Annotated in this window: 11 protein-coding genes; 6 read left to right on the plus strand and 5 right to left on the minus strand. The window is 73.1% G+C overall.

The genetic code is table 11. From position 1 onward, the window contains the following. Both OG799_RS24540 and mfd read right to left on the minus strand, forming a co-directional pair. Positions 1-777 (minus strand): hypothetical protein, encoded by a 777-nt coding sequence (locus OG799_RS24540; RefSeq protein WP_406037921.1) that lies wholly within the window; start codon positions 775-777, stop codon positions 1-3. A 54-nt stretch (positions 778-831) separates the two neighbouring features. Further along, entirely contained in the window at positions 832-4,464 is a 3,633-nt protein-coding gene (mfd, locus tag OG799_RS24545) for a transcription-repair coupling factor (protein ID WP_406037923.1), read from the minus strand. Positions 4,465-4,598: 134 nt separating this feature from the next. Here mfd and OG799_RS24550 point away from each other — a divergent pair, with 134 nt between their 5' ends. Together OG799_RS24550 and OG799_RS24555 are read left to right on the plus strand one after the other, a co-directional pair. Continuing rightward, positions 4,599-5,492, plus strand: a complete 894-nt coding sequence (locus OG799_RS24550) for a helix-turn-helix domain-containing protein (RefSeq protein WP_406037925.1) — start codon at positions 4,599-4,601, stop codon at positions 5,490-5,492. A gap of 268 nt (positions 5,493-5,760) precedes the next feature. Then, positions 5,761-6,669, plus strand: a complete 909-nt coding sequence (locus tag OG799_RS24555; protein ID WP_406037927.1) for a cyclase family protein — start codon at positions 5,761-5,763, stop codon at positions 6,667-6,669. Between the two features lie 64 nt (positions 6,670-6,733). Here the strand turns inward: OG799_RS24555 and OG799_RS24560 are convergent, their stop codons facing one another. Further along, the gene (locus OG799_RS24560) at positions 6,734-7,774 is read right to left on the minus strand and encodes a S66 peptidase family protein (RefSeq protein ID WP_406037929.1); all 1,041 of its coding nucleotides are present in this window, start codon (positions 7,772-7,774) and stop codon (positions 6,734-6,736) included. A 33-nt stretch (positions 7,775-7,807) separates the two neighbouring features. After that, positions 7,808-8,215: a VOC family protein gene (locus tag OG799_RS24565; RefSeq protein ID WP_406037931.1), complete on the minus strand. Its 408-nt coding sequence runs from the start codon at positions 8,213-8,215 to the stop codon at positions 7,808-7,810. A gap of 79 nt (positions 8,216-8,294) precedes the next feature. Between OG799_RS24565 and OG799_RS24570 the strand changes: the two genes are divergently transcribed. Next, positions 8,295-9,347, plus strand: coding sequence for a hypothetical protein (locus OG799_RS24570; RefSeq protein ID WP_406037933.1), 1,053 nt, complete (start codon positions 8,295-8,297; stop codon positions 9,345-9,347). A 123-nt stretch (positions 9,348-9,470) separates the two neighbouring features. Beyond that, on the plus strand, positions 9,471-12,257 hold the full coding sequence (ppc, locus tag OG799_RS24575; RefSeq protein WP_406037935.1) for a phosphoenolpyruvate carboxylase: 2,787 nt from the start codon (positions 9,471-9,473) through the stop codon (positions 12,255-12,257). A gap of 368 nt (positions 12,258-12,625) precedes the next feature. Here ppc and OG799_RS24580 read toward each other — a convergent pair whose 3' ends face one another. Continuing rightward, positions 12,626-13,486 (minus strand): hypothetical protein, encoded by an 861-nt coding sequence (locus tag OG799_RS24580; protein ID WP_406037937.1) that lies wholly within the window; start codon positions 13,484-13,486, stop codon positions 12,626-12,628. A 55-nt stretch (positions 13,487-13,541) separates the two neighbouring features. On the opposite strand from OG799_RS24580, the gene OG799_RS24585 reads away from it, so the two are divergent. Beyond that, complete coding sequence (locus OG799_RS24585; protein ID WP_406037939.1) at positions 13,542-14,732, plus strand: DNA recombination protein RmuC; 1,191 nt, start codon at positions 13,542-13,544, stop codon at positions 14,730-14,732. Between the two features lie 148 nt (positions 14,733-14,880). Continuing rightward, positions 14,881-18,183 carry a S8 family serine peptidase gene (locus OG799_RS24590; protein ID WP_406037941.1) on the plus strand — a complete coding sequence of 1,101 codons (3,303 nt, stop codon included), beginning with the start codon at positions 14,881-14,883 and terminating at the stop codon, positions 18,181-18,183. Positions 18,184-18,241 lie beyond the last annotated feature (58 nt).

Consider the following 18,241-nt stretch of genomic DNA (forward strand, 5'->3'; position numbering starts at 1 on the left):
TCAGGAGGCGGCCGGGGCGGTCGTCCCGGTGGCCACCGGCTCCGGGGTGGAGACGTCGGTCACCTGGCCGTTGCCGTCGACGTACGGCAGGTCGTACTGCTGCAGACCGTTCTGGGTCTGCAGCAGCGCCGGGATCTCCAGCGCCGGGAAGCGCGGGTTGACCGTGACGTCGAGCTTCGCCACCTCGTCCTGGAGCGCCACGCTGACCGCCGAGACCTGGCGCGTGAACGGGGCCGCCGCGAACTGCTGGCGCTGCTCGTCGGCGGACCACCCGGCCGGGGCCACGCCGGCCTTGACCAGCGCGGCGTAGAGGTCGCCGCGCGAGTCGTCGGTCAGCTCGGCCGGCGGCAGCCCTGCCTGCAGGCTCAGGTAGAGGTCGTACCACTCGGCGGCGAGCTTCGCGTACTCGGTGTTCGGCACGCCCAGCTGCTTGCCGATCTGCTCGGCGCTGAGCTGGTCCTGCACCTGGACCTTCTTGTCCTCGGCGATCCGCTTGCCCAGGTCGATGCCGACCAGCAGATTGACGATGTCCTGCCGGTCCACGTTCAGCTTCAGCTGCTCCGGCGTCGGGGTCGCCCCCTGCTGCGCGGCGGCGGCCTTCACCGACTCCTCGAACGTCGCCTGGGCCTCGTCGTGGATGGCGTCCACCCGGTCGACCGAGTAGGTCCGGTCACCCACGTACGCGGCGACGTCCGGCGCGGACCGCCCGCAGGCGGCGAGGGAGAGCACAGCGAGGACCGCGACGCTGGCGGCGGCGGTGAGACGGCGAGCACGCATGACGGCCACTCTCTCACGACCGGCACGCGGCTGTGACGCCGCCCACCCGCCCGCTCACCGCGCGCCGGCCAGCGCCGGCTCGCCCAGCACGTCGGAGAGGAGTTGGGCGCACCACTCCAACAGCGCCTGGTCGCGCAACGGTTCGCCGCCGACCCGGCGGGTGCTCGGACGCGGCACGCTGACCTGGTCGGTGGCCTGCTTGTAGACCGAGTCCGGGTGGTAGCGCTTGAGCCGGAGCTGCTTCGAGTCGGGCAGCGGCAGCGGGCCGAACCGGAGGTGCTTGCCCTGCATCGAGACGTCGGTGAGGCCGTACCGGCGGGCCAGCAGCCGGAACCGGGCCACCGCGACCAGGTTCTGCACCGGGGCGGGCGGCTCGCCGTACCGGTCGGTCATCTCGGCGACCACCTCGCGCAGCCGCTCCTCGTCGCGCGCCTCGGCGAGCTTGCGGTACATCTCCAGGCGCAGCCGCTCCACGCCGACGTAGTCGTGCGGCAGGTGCGCGTCGATCGGGAGGTCGATCTTGACGTCGGTCTCCTCCTCGGGCTGCTCGCCCTTGAACGCCGACACCGCCTCGCCGACCATCCGGACGTACAGGTCGAAACCGACGCCCTCGATGTGGCCGGACTGCTCGCCGCCGAGCAGGTTGCCGGCGCCCCGGATCTCCAGGTCCTTCATCGCCACGTACATGCCGGCGCCCAGCTCGGTGTGCTGGGCGATGGTGGCCAGCCGCTCGTGCGCGTGCTCGGTGAGCGGCTTCTCCGGCGGGTAGAGGAAGTACGCGTACGCCCGCTCCCGGGCCCGGCCGACCCGGCCGCGGATCTGGTGCAGCTGGGCCAGGCCGAGCAGGTCGGCCCGCTCCACGATCAGCGTGTTGGCATTCGGGATGTCGATGCCGGACTCCACGATCGTGGTGCAGACCAGGACGTCGAACTCCTTCTCCCAGAAGCCGACCATCACCTTCTCCAGGGCCTCCTCGCCCATCTGGCCGTGCGCCACCGCGACCCGCGCCTCCGGCACCAGCTCCCGGATCCGGCGCGCCGCCCGGTCGATCGACTCGACCCGGTTGTGCAGGTAGAACACCTGCCCGTCGCGGAGCAGCTCCCGGTGGATCGAGGCGGCCACCTGCCGGTCGTCGTGCGCCCCGACGAAGGTCAGCACCGGGTGCCGCTCCTCCGGCGGGGTGGCGATGGTGGACATCTCCCGGATGCCGGTGATCGCCATCTCCAGCGTGCGCGGGATCGGGGTGGCGGACATGCTCAGCACGTCGACCGAGGCCCGCATGGTCTTCAGGTGCTCCTTGTGCTCGACGCCGAAGCGCTGCTCCTCGTCGACGATGACCAGGCCGAGGGACTTGAACCGGGTGGCCGCCTGGAGTAGCCGGTGGGTGCCGATGACGATGTCGGCGGTGCCGTCGGCGGCCATCGCCAGGGTCTGCTCGGTCTCCTTCGGCGTCTGGAACCGGGACAGCTGCTTGATCGCCACCGGGAACTGGCTCATCCGCTCTGCGAAGGTGTTGTAGTGCTGCTGCACCAGCAGCGTGGTGGGCACCAGCACGGCCACCTGCTTGCCGTCCTGCACCGCCTTGAACGCCGCCCGCACCGCGATCTCGGTCTTGCCGTACCCGACGTCGCCGCAGATCAGCCGGTCCATCGGGACGGTCTGCTCCATGTCCCGCTTGACCTCCTCGATCGCGGCGAGCTGGTCCGGCGTCTCCTGCCAGGGGAAGGCGTCCTCCAGCTCCCGCTGCCACGGGGTGTCCGAGCCGAACGAGTGCCCCTTGGACGCCTTGCGGGCGGCGTAGAGCTGGATCAGCTGGGCGGCGATCTCGCGGACCGCCTTGCGGGCCCGGGCCTTGGACTTCTGCCAGTCCGAGCCGCCCATCTTGTGCAGGGTGGGCTGCTCCCCGCCGACGTAGCGGGAGAGCTGGTCGAGCTGGTCGGTGGGGACGAAGAGCCGGTCGCCGGGCTGGCCCCGCTTGCTCGCCGCGTACTCGATGACCAGGTATTCCCGGGAGGCGCCGTTGACGGTGCGCTGCACCAGCTCGACGTACCGGCCGATGCCGTGCTGCTCGTGCACGACGTGGTCGCCGGCCTTGAGCTCCAGCGGGTCGATGGTGTTGCGCCGCCGGCTCGGCATCTTGCGCATGTCCCGGGTGGAGGTGCCCCGGCCGCCGGTGACGTCGTTGCCGGTGAGCAGCACGAACCGGGACGCCTCGTCGACGAAGCCGGCGGTCAGGCAGCCGCAGGAGACCAGCACCTCGCCGGGGGCGGGCGCGGTGGGCACCTGCTCGGTGAGCCGGGCGCCGAGGCCGGCGTCGCGGAGCACCTCGACGGCCCGCTGGGCGGGGCCGTGCCCCTCGAAGACCAGCGCGATGGACCAGCCCTCGCCGGCCCAGCGCTTCAGGTCGTCGACCAACCGGGCGGTCTCGCCGTGGTAGAGCGGGGCCGGCTGGGCGGCCAGGGTCACCGCGATGGCGTCGTCGGGGGTGACGTCGACCTCGGTCGGCGCGTCCTCCCAGGGCTGCCGGGCCGGCGCGGTGGCGTCCGCCTGGACCAGGCCGAACGGGGCGAGGGTCCACCAGGGCTGGCGCAGGGCGCGGGCCACCGCGCGTACGTCGGCCAGGGTCTTGAAGGCGGCGGCGCCGAGGTCGACCGGGGCCTGGCCACCGACGGCGGCCGCGGCCCAGCTCGCCTGGAGGAACTCCTCGGAGGTACGCACCAGGTCGTGCGCCCGGGTGCGGATCCGCTCCGGGTCGCAGAGCAGCACGTGGGTGCCGGCCGGCATGCAGTCCAGCAGCAGCTCCAGGCTCTCGTTGCCGAGCAGCGCCGGAACCAGCGACTCCATCCCCTCGACGGGGATGCCCTCGGCGAGCTTGTCGAGAATCTCGGCCAGCTCCGGGTGCTCCTGGGACAGGGCGGCGGCCCGCTTCCGGACCGCCGGGGTGAGCAGCAGCTCACGGCAGGGCGGCGCCCAGAGCTGCGGCACGCCCTCGATGGTCCGCTGGTCTGCGACGGCGAAGGTGCGGATCTCCTCCACCTCGTCGCCCCAGAACTCGACCCGCGACGGGTGCTCGTCGGTGGGCGGGAAGACGTCGAGGATGCCGCCACGGACGGCGAACTCGCCCCGCTTGGTGACCAGGTCGACCCGGGCGTACGCCATGTCGGTGAGCCGGCGGGCGACCTCCTCCAGGTCCGCCTCGTCGCCGGTGGCGAGCTGCACCGGCTCCAGGTCGCCGAGCCCCTTGAGCTGGGGTTGCAGCAGCGACCGGACGGGCGCCACGACCACCCGCAGCGGCCCCGTACGCCCGTGCGCGTCGACCGACCCGGGGTGGGCCAGCCGGCGTAGCACGGCCAGCCGCCGCCCGACGGTGTCGGACCGCGGGGAGAGCCGCTCGTGGGGCAGCGTCTCCCAGGACGGGAAGACCGCCACCTGCTCCGCCGGTAGCAGGCTGCCCAGCGCAGAGGCGAGGTCGTCGGCCTCCCGGCTGGTGGCGGTCACCGCCAGCACCGGGCGGCCGGCGCCACCCGCGGGCTCGTCCGCCGCGACGGCGGCGACCGCGAACGGGCGCAGCGCGGCCGGGGCGGTGAGGTCCAGGCCGTCGACCTGCGCGGCACCGGAACGCGCGAGGTCACGCGCCCGGGCCAGGCCCGGGTCGGCCAGGGCGGCGGCGAACAGTCCGGTGAGCATCAGTGATCACTTCCCGCGGATGGCACACGACGATCACCCCTCGCCCGGTCTGGACGGGGGGTTTGCAGATTCGACACTATCTCTCCGGGGGACGATCGGCCGCCGTGCCGTCGACGAACACCTGGGGGAACCACATGCCCGCTGAGGGGACCGGCAGCGATCCGCGCCGCAAGACCACCCCGGCCCGGTGGCGGGTGCTCGGCCACCCAGACGGGATGCTGATCTACCAGGTGCGCTGCATCGTGGAGCACCACGGCTGGACGGAGCCCGCCGCCGAGGACCGGTACAAGATCGTCCTGGGCCGCTCGGGGGCCTACCAGCACCGCCTCAACGGCCGGGCCGGCGTCTCCGACGCCACCTCCGTGCTGATCACCCGCCCGGGCGACGAGATGGCGGTGGCCCACCCGTACGGCTGTGGGGACTCGTACACCTGCCTGGAGATCGACCGGGAGGTGCTGGCGGACCGGCCGGACGCGGCCGGGTGGCTGGACCGGACCGGCTGGGAGGGCTCCTCGGACGCCTCGCTGGACCTGGCGCACCGGCTGCTGGTGGCCGAGTGCCGGCGCGGCCTGGACCGGTTCGAGATGGCCGAGCGGCTGCACCGGTTCCTGGGCCGACTGCTCCAGCACAGCGCGCTCGCCGGGGAGGACGCCGGGGCCGAGATCGAGCGGGCGGTACGGCGGCGTCCGGCGACGCTGGCCGCGCACCGCCGCCTCGCCGACCGGGCCCGTGAGGTCCTGGTCACCTCGGACTTCGCCCTCGGCCTGGCGGAGGTCGCCCGGGAGGTGGGCACCTCGCCGCACCACCTCAGCCGGGTGTTCCAGCGGGTCACCGGGAGCAGCCTGACCGCGTACCGGAACCGGCTGCGGGTCCGGGCGGTGCTGGACACCCTCGCCGAGCCGGACGCGCGTCCGCTCGGGGCGCTGGCCAGCGAGTACGGCTTCGCCGACCAGGCCCACCTGACCCGGGTGGTACGCGACCAGGTCGGCCACCCGCCGGCCCGGCTGCGTCGGCTGCTCGCGGACTGAACCTGGCCGGTGGAGGTGCCGTACGGGGGGCGTACGGCACCTCCATCGGGCACGTCCGCCAGCGTGCCCGTCGCGGCTCGACGGGGGCGTCGGACCTCCCCGAACAGGTCCGCGTGCCCCGCTCCGGCCGCCGTCCCGTGGCGGCCCCGTCGGGCTGACGCGTTCCATCCTCGGGCCGCGGGCGACCCCCGTTCTTGAAGAAAATTGCTCAGTTCCGCCGGCACGGCTGGATCTTGACCGGGGCGGCGTCCCATGATCGGCTAGCCGCATGGCAGAGCAGTATCGGGCGCAGTTCGACGCGGAGGTCACCTTCGCCAACGGTGGCGGGCTGCGGACGGAGGGGTTCCGGCTGGACGTCCCGGGCCGGGACGTCACCGACGACGAACTGGCCGCGCTCTTCGTCCGGCACCTCGGGCTACTGATGGTCGCCGAGGTGCGGATCGACCGCAGAACGATCATCGAGGAGCCGCACAAGGGCGGCCGGGGCGTCGCCACCGACACTCCGCCGGCACGGCGGCTGGTCGAGCTGAGTCACGCGATCACCGACGGCATGACCACCCTGCCGGGCTGGCCCGGGCCGAGGATCACCGACTGGCTCACCCGGGAGGCGTCCCGGGCGAAGTACGCCCCGGGGACCGAGTTCCACGTGGCCGGCATCGACATGATCGCCAACACCGGCACCTACCTCGACGCCCCGTCCCACCGCTGGGCGGACGGGCCCGACCTGACCGGCGTGCCACTGGACCGGCTCGCCGACCTGCCCGGGATCGTGGTCCGGGTACCGGCCGGCACCCGGGCGGTGGACCGGCTGATGCTGGCCCCGTACGACGTGGCCGGGCGGGCGGTACTGCTGCACACCGGCTGGGACGCGCACTTCGGCACCGACCGGTACGGCGCACCCGAGGCGCCGTACCTGACCGGCGACGGGGCGCGCGCTCTGGTGGAAGCGGGTGCCGCCCTGGTCGGCATCGACTCGATCAACATCGACGACATGAGCCCGGCGACGCGGGGCGAGCGCCCGGCGCACAGCGCCCTGCTGGCCGCCGGCGTGCCGATCGTCGAGCACCTGACCGGCCTGGACGCGCTGCCGCCGACCGGCTTCCGGTTCACCGCCGCCCCGCCGCGGGTGGCCGGCATGGGCACCTTCCCGGTCCGCGCCTTCGCCGTCGTCGGCTGATTTCCACGCCCGCGATCCGGCGGCATTCCGGGCGACCGGACACCGCCGGGTCGCCGACCCTGCGTCAGTACCGCACCGAGATGCGGCGCTCGACCGCGTCGACCCGGATCTCCCCGCCGTACGGGATGATCAGCTGAGGGTCGGTGTGGCCCAGGTCGACGTCGAAGACCACCACCGGCTCGTCGGCGTAGTCCGCCAGCACCCGGGTGACCGCCTCCCGCTGGTCGTCCGCCCAGGCCCGCCGCTCGTCGATCGTGTGCGGCCGGTCGAAGTCCCACGCCTTGGCTCGGCCGACGACGACCGCCGGGAAGCCGGCGAGCAGCCCGCGCTCCCCCATGTTCCGCAGGATCCGGAACACCTCCTGCGCGGTGGGCAGCTCGTTGGAGGTCTCGAAGACCAGCACCGACCCGGCCAGCTCGGCGGCGGACGGGACCCGGTCGGTCGCCATCAGCCAGTGCAGGATCTCCAGGCAGCCACCCCAGGTCCGCCCCTGGACCACCCGCGCCGGCCCCCGCCAGCGCCAGCCGTCGCCGGGGAGCATCTCCGGCTCGAAGGCCAACGTCTCCGGCTCGTCCCACGGGTTGGGCTTGTCGCCCCACTCGGGTGCCGGCGCCAGCTCGTACCAGCCGGAGGTGAACAGGGCGGCGCGCAGCGAGTCGAAGGTCAGCGGGTGCGGCTTCCCCGGCCGGCCGAGGTGCACCAGCACCGACCCGCCGTGGTAGGCGACCATCCCCAGCCGGTACAGGTGGTTGAGCACGTTGGTGTTGTCGGAGTAGCCGAAGTACGGCTTCGGGTTGGCCCGCAGCACCGCGTCGTCCAGGTGCGGGGTGACCGTGATCAGGTCGTCCCCGCCGACGGTGGCGAGCACGGCGGTGATCGTCGGGTCGGCGAAGGCGGCGGTGAGGTCCCGGGCCCGGTCGCGCGGGTCGGCGCCCATCACCCGGGTGGTCGGGTACTCCACCGGCTCCAGGCCGAACTCCTCGCGCAGCCGGCGCAGCCCCAGCTCGTGGACGTGCGGGAAGATGCCCGACAGGCCGCGGGAGGGCGAGACCACGGCGACCCGGTCGCCGGGGCGGGGTTTCGACGGATAGCGGGGCAGCTCCATGTTCGGACGATACCGAGCCGGGCCAGGGGTTTTTCAGACGGTCTGGCCGACCTCGATCAGGTGGCCGTCCGGGTCGCGCAGATAGCAGCGGATCTCCCTGCCCCGGTCCTGCGGCGGGGTCAGGAAGACCGCGCCACGGGCGGTCCACTCCGCGTACACGGCCTGGATGTCGGCCACCCGGATGTTGAGGAACGCGCTGGTCCGGTGCGGGTCGGGTGGGGTCTCCAGGATCACGTCCGGCTTGTCCTCGGTGGGTCCGCCACCGACGTTGATGATCACCCAGCTGTTGGCCAGCCGGACCATCGACGGCTCCCCCTCCCGCACCACCGTGCCGCCGAGGACGTCGGAGTAGAAGGCCGCCGACCGGGCCACGTCGGCGGCCACCACGAAGTGGGTGAGCAGGATGCCCTCGGCCGGGATCGGCAGGTCCTCGCGCGCCATGGTGTCAGCCTGGCACCGGCCGCAGCGTGGGGCGGCGAAACCCCATAACCAGGGCGAACCGCCACCCTAGGCTGGCGACGTGGGCGAGGACCGGGAACTCGCGGTGCGGGACTGGCTGCCGCGTACCGCGGCGCTGCTGGTCGGCACGCTCGCCCTGGCCACCGCGTTCATCGCGGCCTACGTGGGGGCGCTGCACCAGCCCACGCCCCGCGACGTGCCGGTCGGGGTGGCCCTCGGCAACCAGCGTGCACAGGCGGTGATGGCCGCCGTGCGCGCCCGGACCGACAAGATCAAGCCGGTCGAGTACGACAACCCGGACGCCGCCGGCGACGGCCTCACCGCCCGCGAGGTGTACGGCGTGCTCAGCTCCGGGCCCGGCGACGGGTTGCGCCTCACCACCGCCAGCGCCGCCGCCCCGGCCGCCGCCGAACTGGTCACCCAGGTGATCACCGAGGCGGCCCGGCAGGCGAACCTGCCACTCCAGGTCACCGACGAGGTGCCGGTCGAGCGGACCGACCCGCGCGGGCTGGTCCCGTTCTATCTGGCGGTCGGCTACGTCCTCGGCGGCTACCTCGCGTCCACCGCGCTCGGCCTGACGACCGGCACCGCCCCGGTCAGCCTGCCCCGCGCCGGGCTGCGGGTGGCGACGCTGGCGGTCTACTCGATCGTGCTCGGTGTCGTCGGCGCGGCCATCGTCGGCCCGGTCCTCGACATCTGGCACCACGACGTGCCGGCCGTCGCCGCGGTCGGCGCGCTGACCGTCTTCGCCGCCGCCATGATCGCCGCCGCCATCCAGGCCTGGCTCGGGCTGCTCGGCACCGGCATCGTGATCCTGCTGCTGGTGGTGCTCGGCAACCCCGGCTCCGGCGGCATCTACGCGCCCGAGTTCCTGCCCGGCTGGCTGCGCGGCATGCACCGGTGGAACGTGACCGGGCTGGCCACCGACCAGATCAAGTCGGCGGTCTACTTCGACCGCCGGTCGATGGGCTGGACGCTGTCCGGGCTCGTGGTCTGGGCGCTGCTCGGGGTGCTCGGGCTGATCACCGCCACGATGTTCCACACCCACCGGCAGGCCCGCCGCGCCGCCGGAGCCCGCCCGACCGGAACCGGCGAGCCCGCCACCGATGGCTGAGCCGGCCCACCCGTCCCGGAGTGCAGATCATCACGCCGGCCCCCTCCTTCCGGCGGGGCCGACGCGGATACCATCCAGGGAGTCGGACAGCGCTGTCCTTCGTACTCACGTAAGGAGCGCACCGTGACCGACCAGCACGACCACGACGGCCCGGACGCCGCGCTGCGGGCCGACATCCGCCGCCTCGGCACGCTGCTCGGGCAGACCCTCGCCCGGCAGGAAGGCCGCCCGCTGCTCGACCTGGTCGAGGAGATCCGCGCCCAGGTCCGCTCCGACGCCCCGGCCGCCGCCCAGCGCCTCGGCGGCCTCGACGTCACGACCGGCACCAAGCTGGCCCGGGCCTTCTCCACCTACTTCCACCTGGCCAACATCACCGAGCAGGTGCACCGGGCCCGCGACCTGCGCCGCCGCCGGGCCGTCCAGGGCGGCTGGCTGGACCAGGCGGCCAAGATGATCGCCGAGCGCGGGGTACCGGCCGAGGAGATCGCCGCCGCCGCCCGCCGACTCGCGGTCCGCCCGGTCTTCACCGCCCACCCGACCGAGGCGGCCCGCCGTTCGATCCTGTCCAAGCTGCGCGCGATCGCCGACGAACTGGACAACGAGACCGCCAACGCGATCCTCTACGGGGCCAGCGACGAGGGCCCGGCCAACCGGCGCCTGGCCGAGCTGCTGGACCTGATGTGGCAGACCGACGAGCTGCGGCTGGACCGGCCGGACCCGACCGACGAGGCCCGCAACGCCATCTACTACCTGCGCGACCTGTACGCCGAGGCCGCCCCGCAGGTCCTCGACGACCTCGCCGACACGCTGCGCACCCTCGGCGTGGAGACCTCGCCGACGTCCCGCCCGCTGACCTTCGGCACCTGGATCGGCGGCGACCGGGACGGCAACCCGTTCGTCACCCCGGCGGTGACCCGGGAGGTGCTGCGGATCCAGCACGAGCACGGCATCGCGGCCACCGAGGCGGCGATGGAGCACCTGATCAACGAGGTCTCCGTCTCCCGCCGGCTGCGCGCGGTGTCGCTGGACCTCTCCGCCAGCCTCGCCGCCGACCTGGACGCGCTGCCCGAGGTGGCGCCCCGGTTCCGCCGGGTCAACGCCGAGGAGCCGTACCGGCTCAAGGCCCGCTGCGTGAAGGCGAAGCTCGCCAACACCCGGGAGCGGCTGCGCGCCGGCACCCCGCACGTGCCCGGGCGGGACTACCGCGGCTCGGCCGAGCTGATCGCCGACCTGGAGCTGCTGCGCGCCTCGCTGGCCCGCAACTCCGGGCAGCTCACCGCCGTCGGCCGGCTGGCCTCCACGATCCGTACGGTCTCCGCGTTCGGCCTGCACCTGGCGACCATGGACGTCCGGGAGCACGCCGAGGCGCACCACGCGGTGCTCGCCCAGCTCTACGCGGCCGTGGGCGAGGTGTCGGACTACCCTTCGCTGACCCGGCTGGAGCGGACCAAGCTGCTCGCCGACGAGCTGGCCGGCCGCCGGCCGCTCTCCACCCTGGACACCCCGCTGACCGAGGGCGCGCAGAAGACGTTCGACGTGTTCGGGGCGATCCGGGAGGCGCAGGACCGGTTCGGGTCCGAGGTGATCGAGTCGTACATCATCTCGATGACCCTGGGCGTGGACGACGTGCTCGCCGCGGTGGTGCTGGCCCGCGAGGCCGGCCTGGTCGACGTGCACAGCGGCCGGGCCCGGATCGGCATCGTGCCGCTGCTGGAGACCCCGGCCGAGCTGAACGCCGGCGGCGAACTGCTCGACGAGCTGCTGTCCCTGCCGGCCTACCGCGCGCTGGTCGCGGCCCGGGGCGACGTGCAGGAGGTGATGCTGGGCTACTCCGACTCGAACAAGGAGGCGGGCATCACCACCAGCCAGTGGTCGATCCACCGGGCCCAGCGCGCGCTACGCGACGTGGCGGCCCGGCACGGCGTGCACCTGCGGCTCTTCCACGGCCGCGGCGGCACCGTGGGGCGCGGCGGCGGACCCACCCACGACGCGATCCTGGCCCAGCCGTACGGCACCCTCGACGGCGCGATCAAGGTGACCGAGCAGGGCGAGGTCATCTCCGACAAGTACACGCTGCCCGCGCTGGCCCGGGAGAACCTGGAGCTGACCGTGGCCGCGGTGCTCCAGGCGACGTTGCTGCACACCGCGCCCCGGCAGCCGGCCGAGATGCTGGAACGCTGGGACGCCACGATGGACGTGGTCTCCTCCTCGGCGTTCCGGTCGTACCGGTCGCTGGTCGAGGATCCGGACCTGCCCGCGTACTTCTGGGCCTCCACTCCGACGGAGCTGCTGGGCGCGCTGAACATCGGCTCCCGGCCGGCGAAGCGGCCCAACACCGGGGCCGGGCTGGCCGGCCTGCGGGCCATCCCGTGGGTGTTCGGCTGGACGCAGACCCGGCAGATCGTGCCGGGCTGGTTCGGCGTCGGCTCCGGGCTGGCCGCCGCGCGGGCGGCCGGGCTGGAGGACGTGCTGGCCGAGATGTACCGCAACTGGCACTTCTTCCGCACGTTCCTGTCGAACGTCGAGATGATGCTGACCAAGACCGACCTGAGCATCGCCCGCCGGTACGTCGAGACCCTGGTGCCAAAGAAGCTGCACCCGATCTTCGACAAGATCCAGCAGGAGTACGAGCTGACCAAGCAGGAGGTGCTGGCGGTGACCACCTCGCCGGCCCTGCTGGAGAACTCGCCGGTGCTCCAGCGCACCCTGGCGGTGCGGGACACCTACCTGGAGCCGCTGCACCACCTCCAGGTGGCGCTGCTGCAGCAGTACCGCGAGTCCGGTGCCGCCGGCCGGACGGTGGCCACCGCGCCGGGCGGCCGCCGCGCCCCCAACGACGGCACGGCGCTGGAGCGGGCGCTGCTGACCACCGTCAACGGCATCGCCGCCGGCATGCGCAACACCGGCTGATCCGATCGCCCCCCGCCCGGGCCGACGGGGTTGAACGCCCGACCGGGTTGAACGCCCGGCCGGATCACGCCCGGTCGGCGGCAGCTCGTGCTCGTGAGCGATATGCCTGAGAGTCATAAGTATGCCTCTCAGGCATATCGCTGAACCGGCTTCTGCCCCGCGGTCACGGCACCGGTCGCCGCCAACCCGTCGCGCAGCCGGCCGCCGGAACCGGCCACCTCGAACCGACCACCCGGACCCATGCCCGCCACCCGGCATCCACGACCGGGTGTGCCGGGTGCCGAACGCGGCCAGCCGGCGGACGGTGGCCCGGCCGTCCCGGCCAGGTCCCCCGGCCGACTGGCCAGCTCACTCCGTCGGCCCCGGCGTCACCAGTCGCCGCCGCCCCCGAAGTCCCCGCCCCCGAAGTCCCCGCCGCCGAAGTCGCCCCCACCGAAGTCACCGCCGCCGCCGCTGTAGTCGCCGCCGCCGGAGAAGTCCCCGGCGTAGTTGCCGCCACCCTGATCGCCGGCGAACTGGTCGCCGCCCCCCTGGTCGCCGTAGTCGCCGCCGTCGTTGTTGTCGCCGTAGTCCGCGCCGTCCTGGAAGCCCTCCTGGTAGCCGGACTCGTAGCCGTAGCCAGGGTCCGCGAAGGCCGGCGAGAAGAGCGCGTCGGCGATCAGGATGCCGCCGAGCACGCCGGCCCCGGTGCCCAGCGCGGTCTTCCACCACGGCGTCGAGTACCAGCCGGCCGGCACCGGCCGCCCCTGCCAGTTACCGCCCGGGTAGTAGTAGGGCGTCTGGTTGCCCGGCTGCGGACCGGCCCGGTAGCTCTGCCCCTGCACGTTGACCTCGCGCTCCTTGGTGAGCATGCCGGCACCCCGCGCGGCGGCCAGCGGCGGCAGCTCCGGGCCCGGGTCGATGCCCAGCGCGGTGCGGGCCGCCCGGATGTAGGCCAGCCCCTCCAGCGCGGTCTCCCGGGCCAGCGCGAACTGGTGCGGGGTCTGTGCCTGCTCCAGCTGGGACCCGGCGGCGTTGTACCGCTCACCCGCGTCGGCCAACGCCTGACGCACCGCCGGCGCGTCACCGTGCAGGTTCATCAGCTGGCCACCGAGGCGCTCGTACCACCGCTGCGCCTCCGCCCGGGCGTCGGCCAGCTCGGTGGCCCTCCGGGACCTGCTCCCCCACCGCCAGAACACCAACGCACCTCCGAGCATCAGGATCAGGATCACCCACAGGGCAACTTCCATACCCCCGAAGGTACCCACCGGGCGCCCGTCGTACCCGTTTGGCAAGCTCTCGGGCATGGACTTCGCGACGCTGGCCGTGGTGGTGCTCTGCCTGGCCGCGGGCGGCGCGGTCGGCTGGCTGGCCGCCCGGTCCCGCGCCGCCACCCAGATCGCCCGGTTGGAGGCGACCCTGGAGGCCACCCGGGCGGGCGAGGGGCGGCTGGAGCAGTCGATGCGGGCGCTCAGCTACGAGGCCACCGCCCAGTCGCAGGAGGCGGTCGCCCGGGCGGTGGCGCCGCTGCACGACACCCTCCGGCGGTACGAGCAGCGGGTCGCCGAGCTGGAGCACGACCGGGTCGACGCGTACGCCGAGCTGCGCGAGCAGGTCCGGTCGATGAGCGCCGTCTCCGGCGAGCTGCGCACCGAGACCAAACAGCTGGTGGCCGCGCTGCGCGCCCCGCAGGTGCGGGGGCGCTGGGGCGAGCACCAGCTCCGCCGGATCGTGGAGGCCGCCGGCCTGCTGGAACACTGCGACTTCTCCGAGCAGGTCACCGCCGCCACCGACCACCAGGGGGTCCGCCCCGACCTGGTGGTCCGGCTGCACGGCGGGCGCAGCGTGGTGGTCGACGCCAAGGCGCCCTTCGACGCGTACCTGACGGCGATGGAGGCCCGCGACGAGCGGGGGCGGGACACCCACCTGGACGCGCACGCGCGGCACCTGCGGGCGCACGTCGACGCCCTGGCCGCGAAGACCTACTGGGCGGCGTTCGACCAGACGCCGGAGTTCGTGGTGCTCTTCGTCCCGGCCGACCCGTTCCTCGACGTGGCGTTGCAGCGCGACCCGACGCTGCTGGAGCACGCCTTCGCCCGCAACGTGGTGCTGGCGACGCCGGCCACCCTGGTGGCGCTGCTGCGCACGGTGGCCTACTCGTGGCGGCAGGAGGCGCTGGCACGCAACGCGGTGGCGGTGCACTCGCTGGCCCGCGAGCTGTACGGGCGGCTGTCCACCCTGGGCGACCACGTCGGCAAGCTCGGTACGTCGCTCGGCGGGGCGGTGACCGCGTACAACCGGGCGGTCGGGTCGCTGGAGGCCCGGGTGCTGGTCAGCGCGCGCAAGCTCGCCGAGCTGGGCGTCTCCGACCAGGAGCTGGCCACCCCGGTGCAGGTGGAGCTGGCGCCCCGGCAGCCGCAGGCCCCCGAGCTGGTCGGGACCGGGGACGAGCGCCGGTCCACATCGGCCGAACGGTCAACAGACATCGACGTCTAACACGACGGACGTGACGATGACGGCCGACCCACGTCACGGACCGGTCACAACCTACTTCGGAGTAGTGACATCGACATCGCCCACCGCGAAGGATTTCGCTCACGCGTGCCCTGTTTCTGAAGGGCCCTGTTCTCTGGAGGAAGAGAACGTGAGTCAACCCCGCAACCGGAGCCGGCGTACCTCCGCCGCGCTCTTCGCCTCGGTCCTGGCGGCCGGTGCCATGACCGTGGGGGGTGGCGCCGCGACCGCGAGCGCGGCCCCCGCCACCGCCCCCGACGCCTCGCAGCCGACCGCCGTCGAGACGCTCGGTGCGCACGACGCCAAGCTCCTCGACGAGGCGGAGGCGAAGCACGCCCCGACCGTCACCCTGATCATCGCCGCCAAGAAGGGCTCCGCCAAGAAGGTCGCGGACGGCCTGAAGGGCCTGGGCGCCTCCATCAGCCAGCGGTACGACCAGGTCGGCTACCTGCTGGCCAAGGTTCCCACCGCGAAGGTCCTCAAGGCCGCCACGCTGCCCGGCGTCTCCGCGGTCGACCTCGACGAGACGATCAAGCTCCCGGACCCGGCCCCCGAGGCCGCCCCGGCCGGCGCGAAGACCGCCGAGCAGGGCGAGACCCTGGCCGGCCCCGGTGGGGACACCGGCGCGGTCAACCCGTACATGCCGACCAACGAGACCGGCGCGGAGGCCTTCAAGGCCGCGCACCCGGGCTGGGACGGCCGCGGCGTCACCATCGGCATCATGGACTCCGGCATCGACCTGGACCAGCCGGCGCTGCAGCAGACCACCACCGGCGAGCGGAAGATCGTCGACTGGGTCACCGCAACAGACCCGCTCGAGGACGCCACCTGGCGCGCGATGATCACCGAGGTGAACGGCCCGTCCTTCACGGTCGGCACGACCACCTGGACCGCGCCGGCCGGCACCTACCGGTTCAACACCTTCCGCGAGTCCATCACCGCCGCAAGCGACCCGGCCGGTGACGTGAACCGCGACGGCGACACCACGGACTCCTGGGGCATCCTCTACAACCCGTTGACCCACGACATCCGGGTGGACGTCAACCAGAACCGCGACTTCACCGACGACGAGGTGATGCGGCCGTACAAGGAGAAGTTCCAGGTCGGCCACTTCGGCACGGACAACCCGGCCACCGCGGTCCGCGACCAGATGCCGTTCGTCGTGGAATACCGCGAGGACGTCGACACCGCTCCGGTCGGCGGCCCCGGCCTGGTCGACTACGTCAACATCGGCATCATCGAGGCGACCCACGGCACGCACGTCGCCGGCATCACCGCGGCCAACGACATGCTGGGCAACAGCGCCTTCGACGGCGCCGCCCCCGGCGCCAAGCTGGTCTCCGCCCGGGCCTGCTCCTGGGGCGGTGGCTGCACCGCCGCGGCGCTCACCACCGGCATGGCCGACCTGGTGATCAACCGCAAGGTCGACGTGGTCAACATGTCGATCGGCGGCCTGCCCGCGCTCAACGACGGCTCGAACGCCCGCGCGAACCTCTACAACGACCTGATCAACACGTACGGCGTGCAGATGTTCATCTCGGCCGGCAACTCCGGCCCGGGCCTGAACACCGTCGGCGACCCCTCCGTCGCCACCGACGTGGTCAGCGTCGCCGCGAACGTCAGCAAGGACACCTGGCTGGCCAACTACGGCTCGGTGGTCCGCAAGGACAACGCGCTGTTCAACTTCTCCTCCCGCGGCCCGCGCGAGGACGGCGGCTTCAAGCCGAGCATCACGGCCCCCGGCTCGGCCATCTCCACCGCGCCGACCTGGCAGGCCGGCGTCCCGGTCCCCGAGGCCGGCTACCCGCTGCCCCCGGGCTACCAGATGCTGAACGGCACCTCGATGGCCTCCCCGCAGGCCACCGGCGCCGCCGCGCTGCTGCTGTCGGCCGCGAAGGCGACCGGCAAGGGCGTCACCCCGGCCGCGCTGCGCCGGGCCATCTACACCTCCGCCAAGCCGATCGACGGCGTCCCGACGTACGCCCAGGGCTACGGCATGTTCAACGTGCCCGGCGCGTGGGGCTTGCTGGACGCGGGTGTGCAGACCCGGAGCTACACCTCCGCGGCGCCGGTCTGCACCGAGCTGTCGGAGAACCTGACGAGGTACAACAAGGAATCCGGCGAGTTCGAGCCGACCCCGAACGTGGGCGTCGGCCTCTACAACCGCTGCGCCGCCGACCGCGGTGGCCAGAAGGTCAAGGAGAGCCGCTACTACGAGGTCAAGCTGACCCGGACCAGCGGCCCGAACAAGGGCCTCAAGCACAACGTCGCGTTCCGCGGCGACGACGGCACGTTCACCGCGCCGAAGGTCGTGTGGCTGCCGCTGAACAAGACCGTCACCGTCAAGGTCAAGGCGAAGCCGCTGACCGCGGGGGCGCACGGCGCTATCATGACGATCGACGACCCGGCCACCTCGGTGGTCGACTTCGAGGTCTCCACCGTCGTGGTCGCCTCGAACGCGGTCTCCGCCCCGGCGTACTCCTTCTCCACCGGGGGTTCGGTCGAGCGGAACGGCTTCACCTCGTACTTCGTGACGGTGCCGCAGGGCGCGGGCGCGCTTCAGGTCAACCTCTCCGGCATCGCGACCGGTTCGCAGACCCGGTTCATCGCCTTCAACCCGTACGGCGTTCCGGTGGAGAGCACCGCGAGCACCGCCTGCTACACCAACTTCTCCGACGCCGCCGTCTGCAAGCCACAGGAGCGGGACTACCAGAACCCGATCGCGGGTGTCTGGGAGATCGAGGTGGAGTCGCGGCGGACCTCGCCGACCCTGGACAACCCGTTCCAGCTCCAGGCTCGGGTGCAGGGCGTCAAGGTCGAGCCGGCCGTGGTCGAGCTGCCGTCGGTGACCGCCGGCGCGCCGACCGAGGTGAGCTGGGGCCTGACCAACACCTTCGGTCCGGTCCAGGTGACCGGCGTGGGTGGCCCGCTGTCCAGCGTGCGCGCCGAGCGGCCGACCATCGCCGAGGGCGCCGTCCAGGAGTACCTGGTGGACGTCCCGGCGGGGGCGACCTCGTTCACCGCCCTGATCGGCAACACCGCCAACCTCGGCGCCGACCTGGACCTGTCGGTCTTCCTCGGCACCACCCGGGTGGGCATCTCCGCCGACGGTGACTCGGAGGAAGCGGTCACGCTGAACAACCCGGCCGCCGGCACCTACCGGGTGGTCATCGACGGCTACGCCGTCGATGGCCCAGGCACCAGCACCGCGTACGACTACCGGGACTCCTTCTCGGCCCCGGCGCTGGGCACGCTTTCCGCCCCGAACACCCCGCTGGCCCTGGCCAACGGCGCCACCGCCGCCCTCACCGGTACGGTGACCGCCCTGGCCGCCCCGGCCGCCGGCCGGGAGCTCTACGGCGACCTGGCCGTCACCACCACCGAGGGCGCGGTCGTCGGCCGCGGCTCGGTGGCCATCGGCGCGGTGAACTGACCGCCCGCTGAACCAAGGAGCCCCGCCCCCGTTCCCGGGGGCGGGGCTCCTCCCGTTT

The sequence above is a fragment of the Micromonospora sp. NBC_00898 genome, from assembly GCF_045207895.1.
Taxonomy (GTDB): Bacteria; Actinomycetota; Actinomycetes; order Mycobacteriales; family Micromonosporaceae; genus Micromonospora.

Bases quoted from the DNA above. Each gene is read 5' to 3' on its own strand.
- OG799_RS24540 (WP_406037921.1), bottom strand. From the start codon at position 777: ATGCGTGCTCGCCGTCTCACCGCCGCCGCCAGCGTCGCGGTCCTCGCT.
- mfd (WP_406037923.1), bottom strand. From the start codon at position 4,464: ATGCTCACCGGACTGTTCGCCGCCGCCCTGGCCGACCCGGGCCTGGCC.
- OG799_RS24550 (WP_406037925.1), top strand. From the start codon at position 4,599: ATGCCCGCTGAGGGGACCGGCAGCGATCCGCGCCGCAAGACCACCCCG.
- OG799_RS24555 (WP_406037927.1), top strand. From the start codon at position 5,761: ATGGCAGAGCAGTATCGGGCGCAGTTCGACGCGGAGGTCACCTTCGCC.
- OG799_RS24560 (WP_406037929.1), bottom strand. From the start codon at position 7,774: ATGGAGCTGCCCCGCTATCCGTCGAAACCCCGCCCCGGCGACCGGGTC.
- OG799_RS24565 (WP_406037931.1), bottom strand. From the start codon at position 8,215: ATGGCGCGCGAGGACCTGCCGATCCCGGCCGAGGGCATCCTGCTCACC.
- OG799_RS24580 (WP_406037937.1), bottom strand. From the start codon at position 13,486: ATGGAAGTTGCCCTGTGGGTGATCCTGATCCTGATGCTCGGAGGTGCG.
- OG799_RS24585 (WP_406037939.1), top strand. From the start codon at position 13,542: ATGGACTTCGCGACGCTGGCCGTGGTGGTGCTCTGCCTGGCCGCGGGC.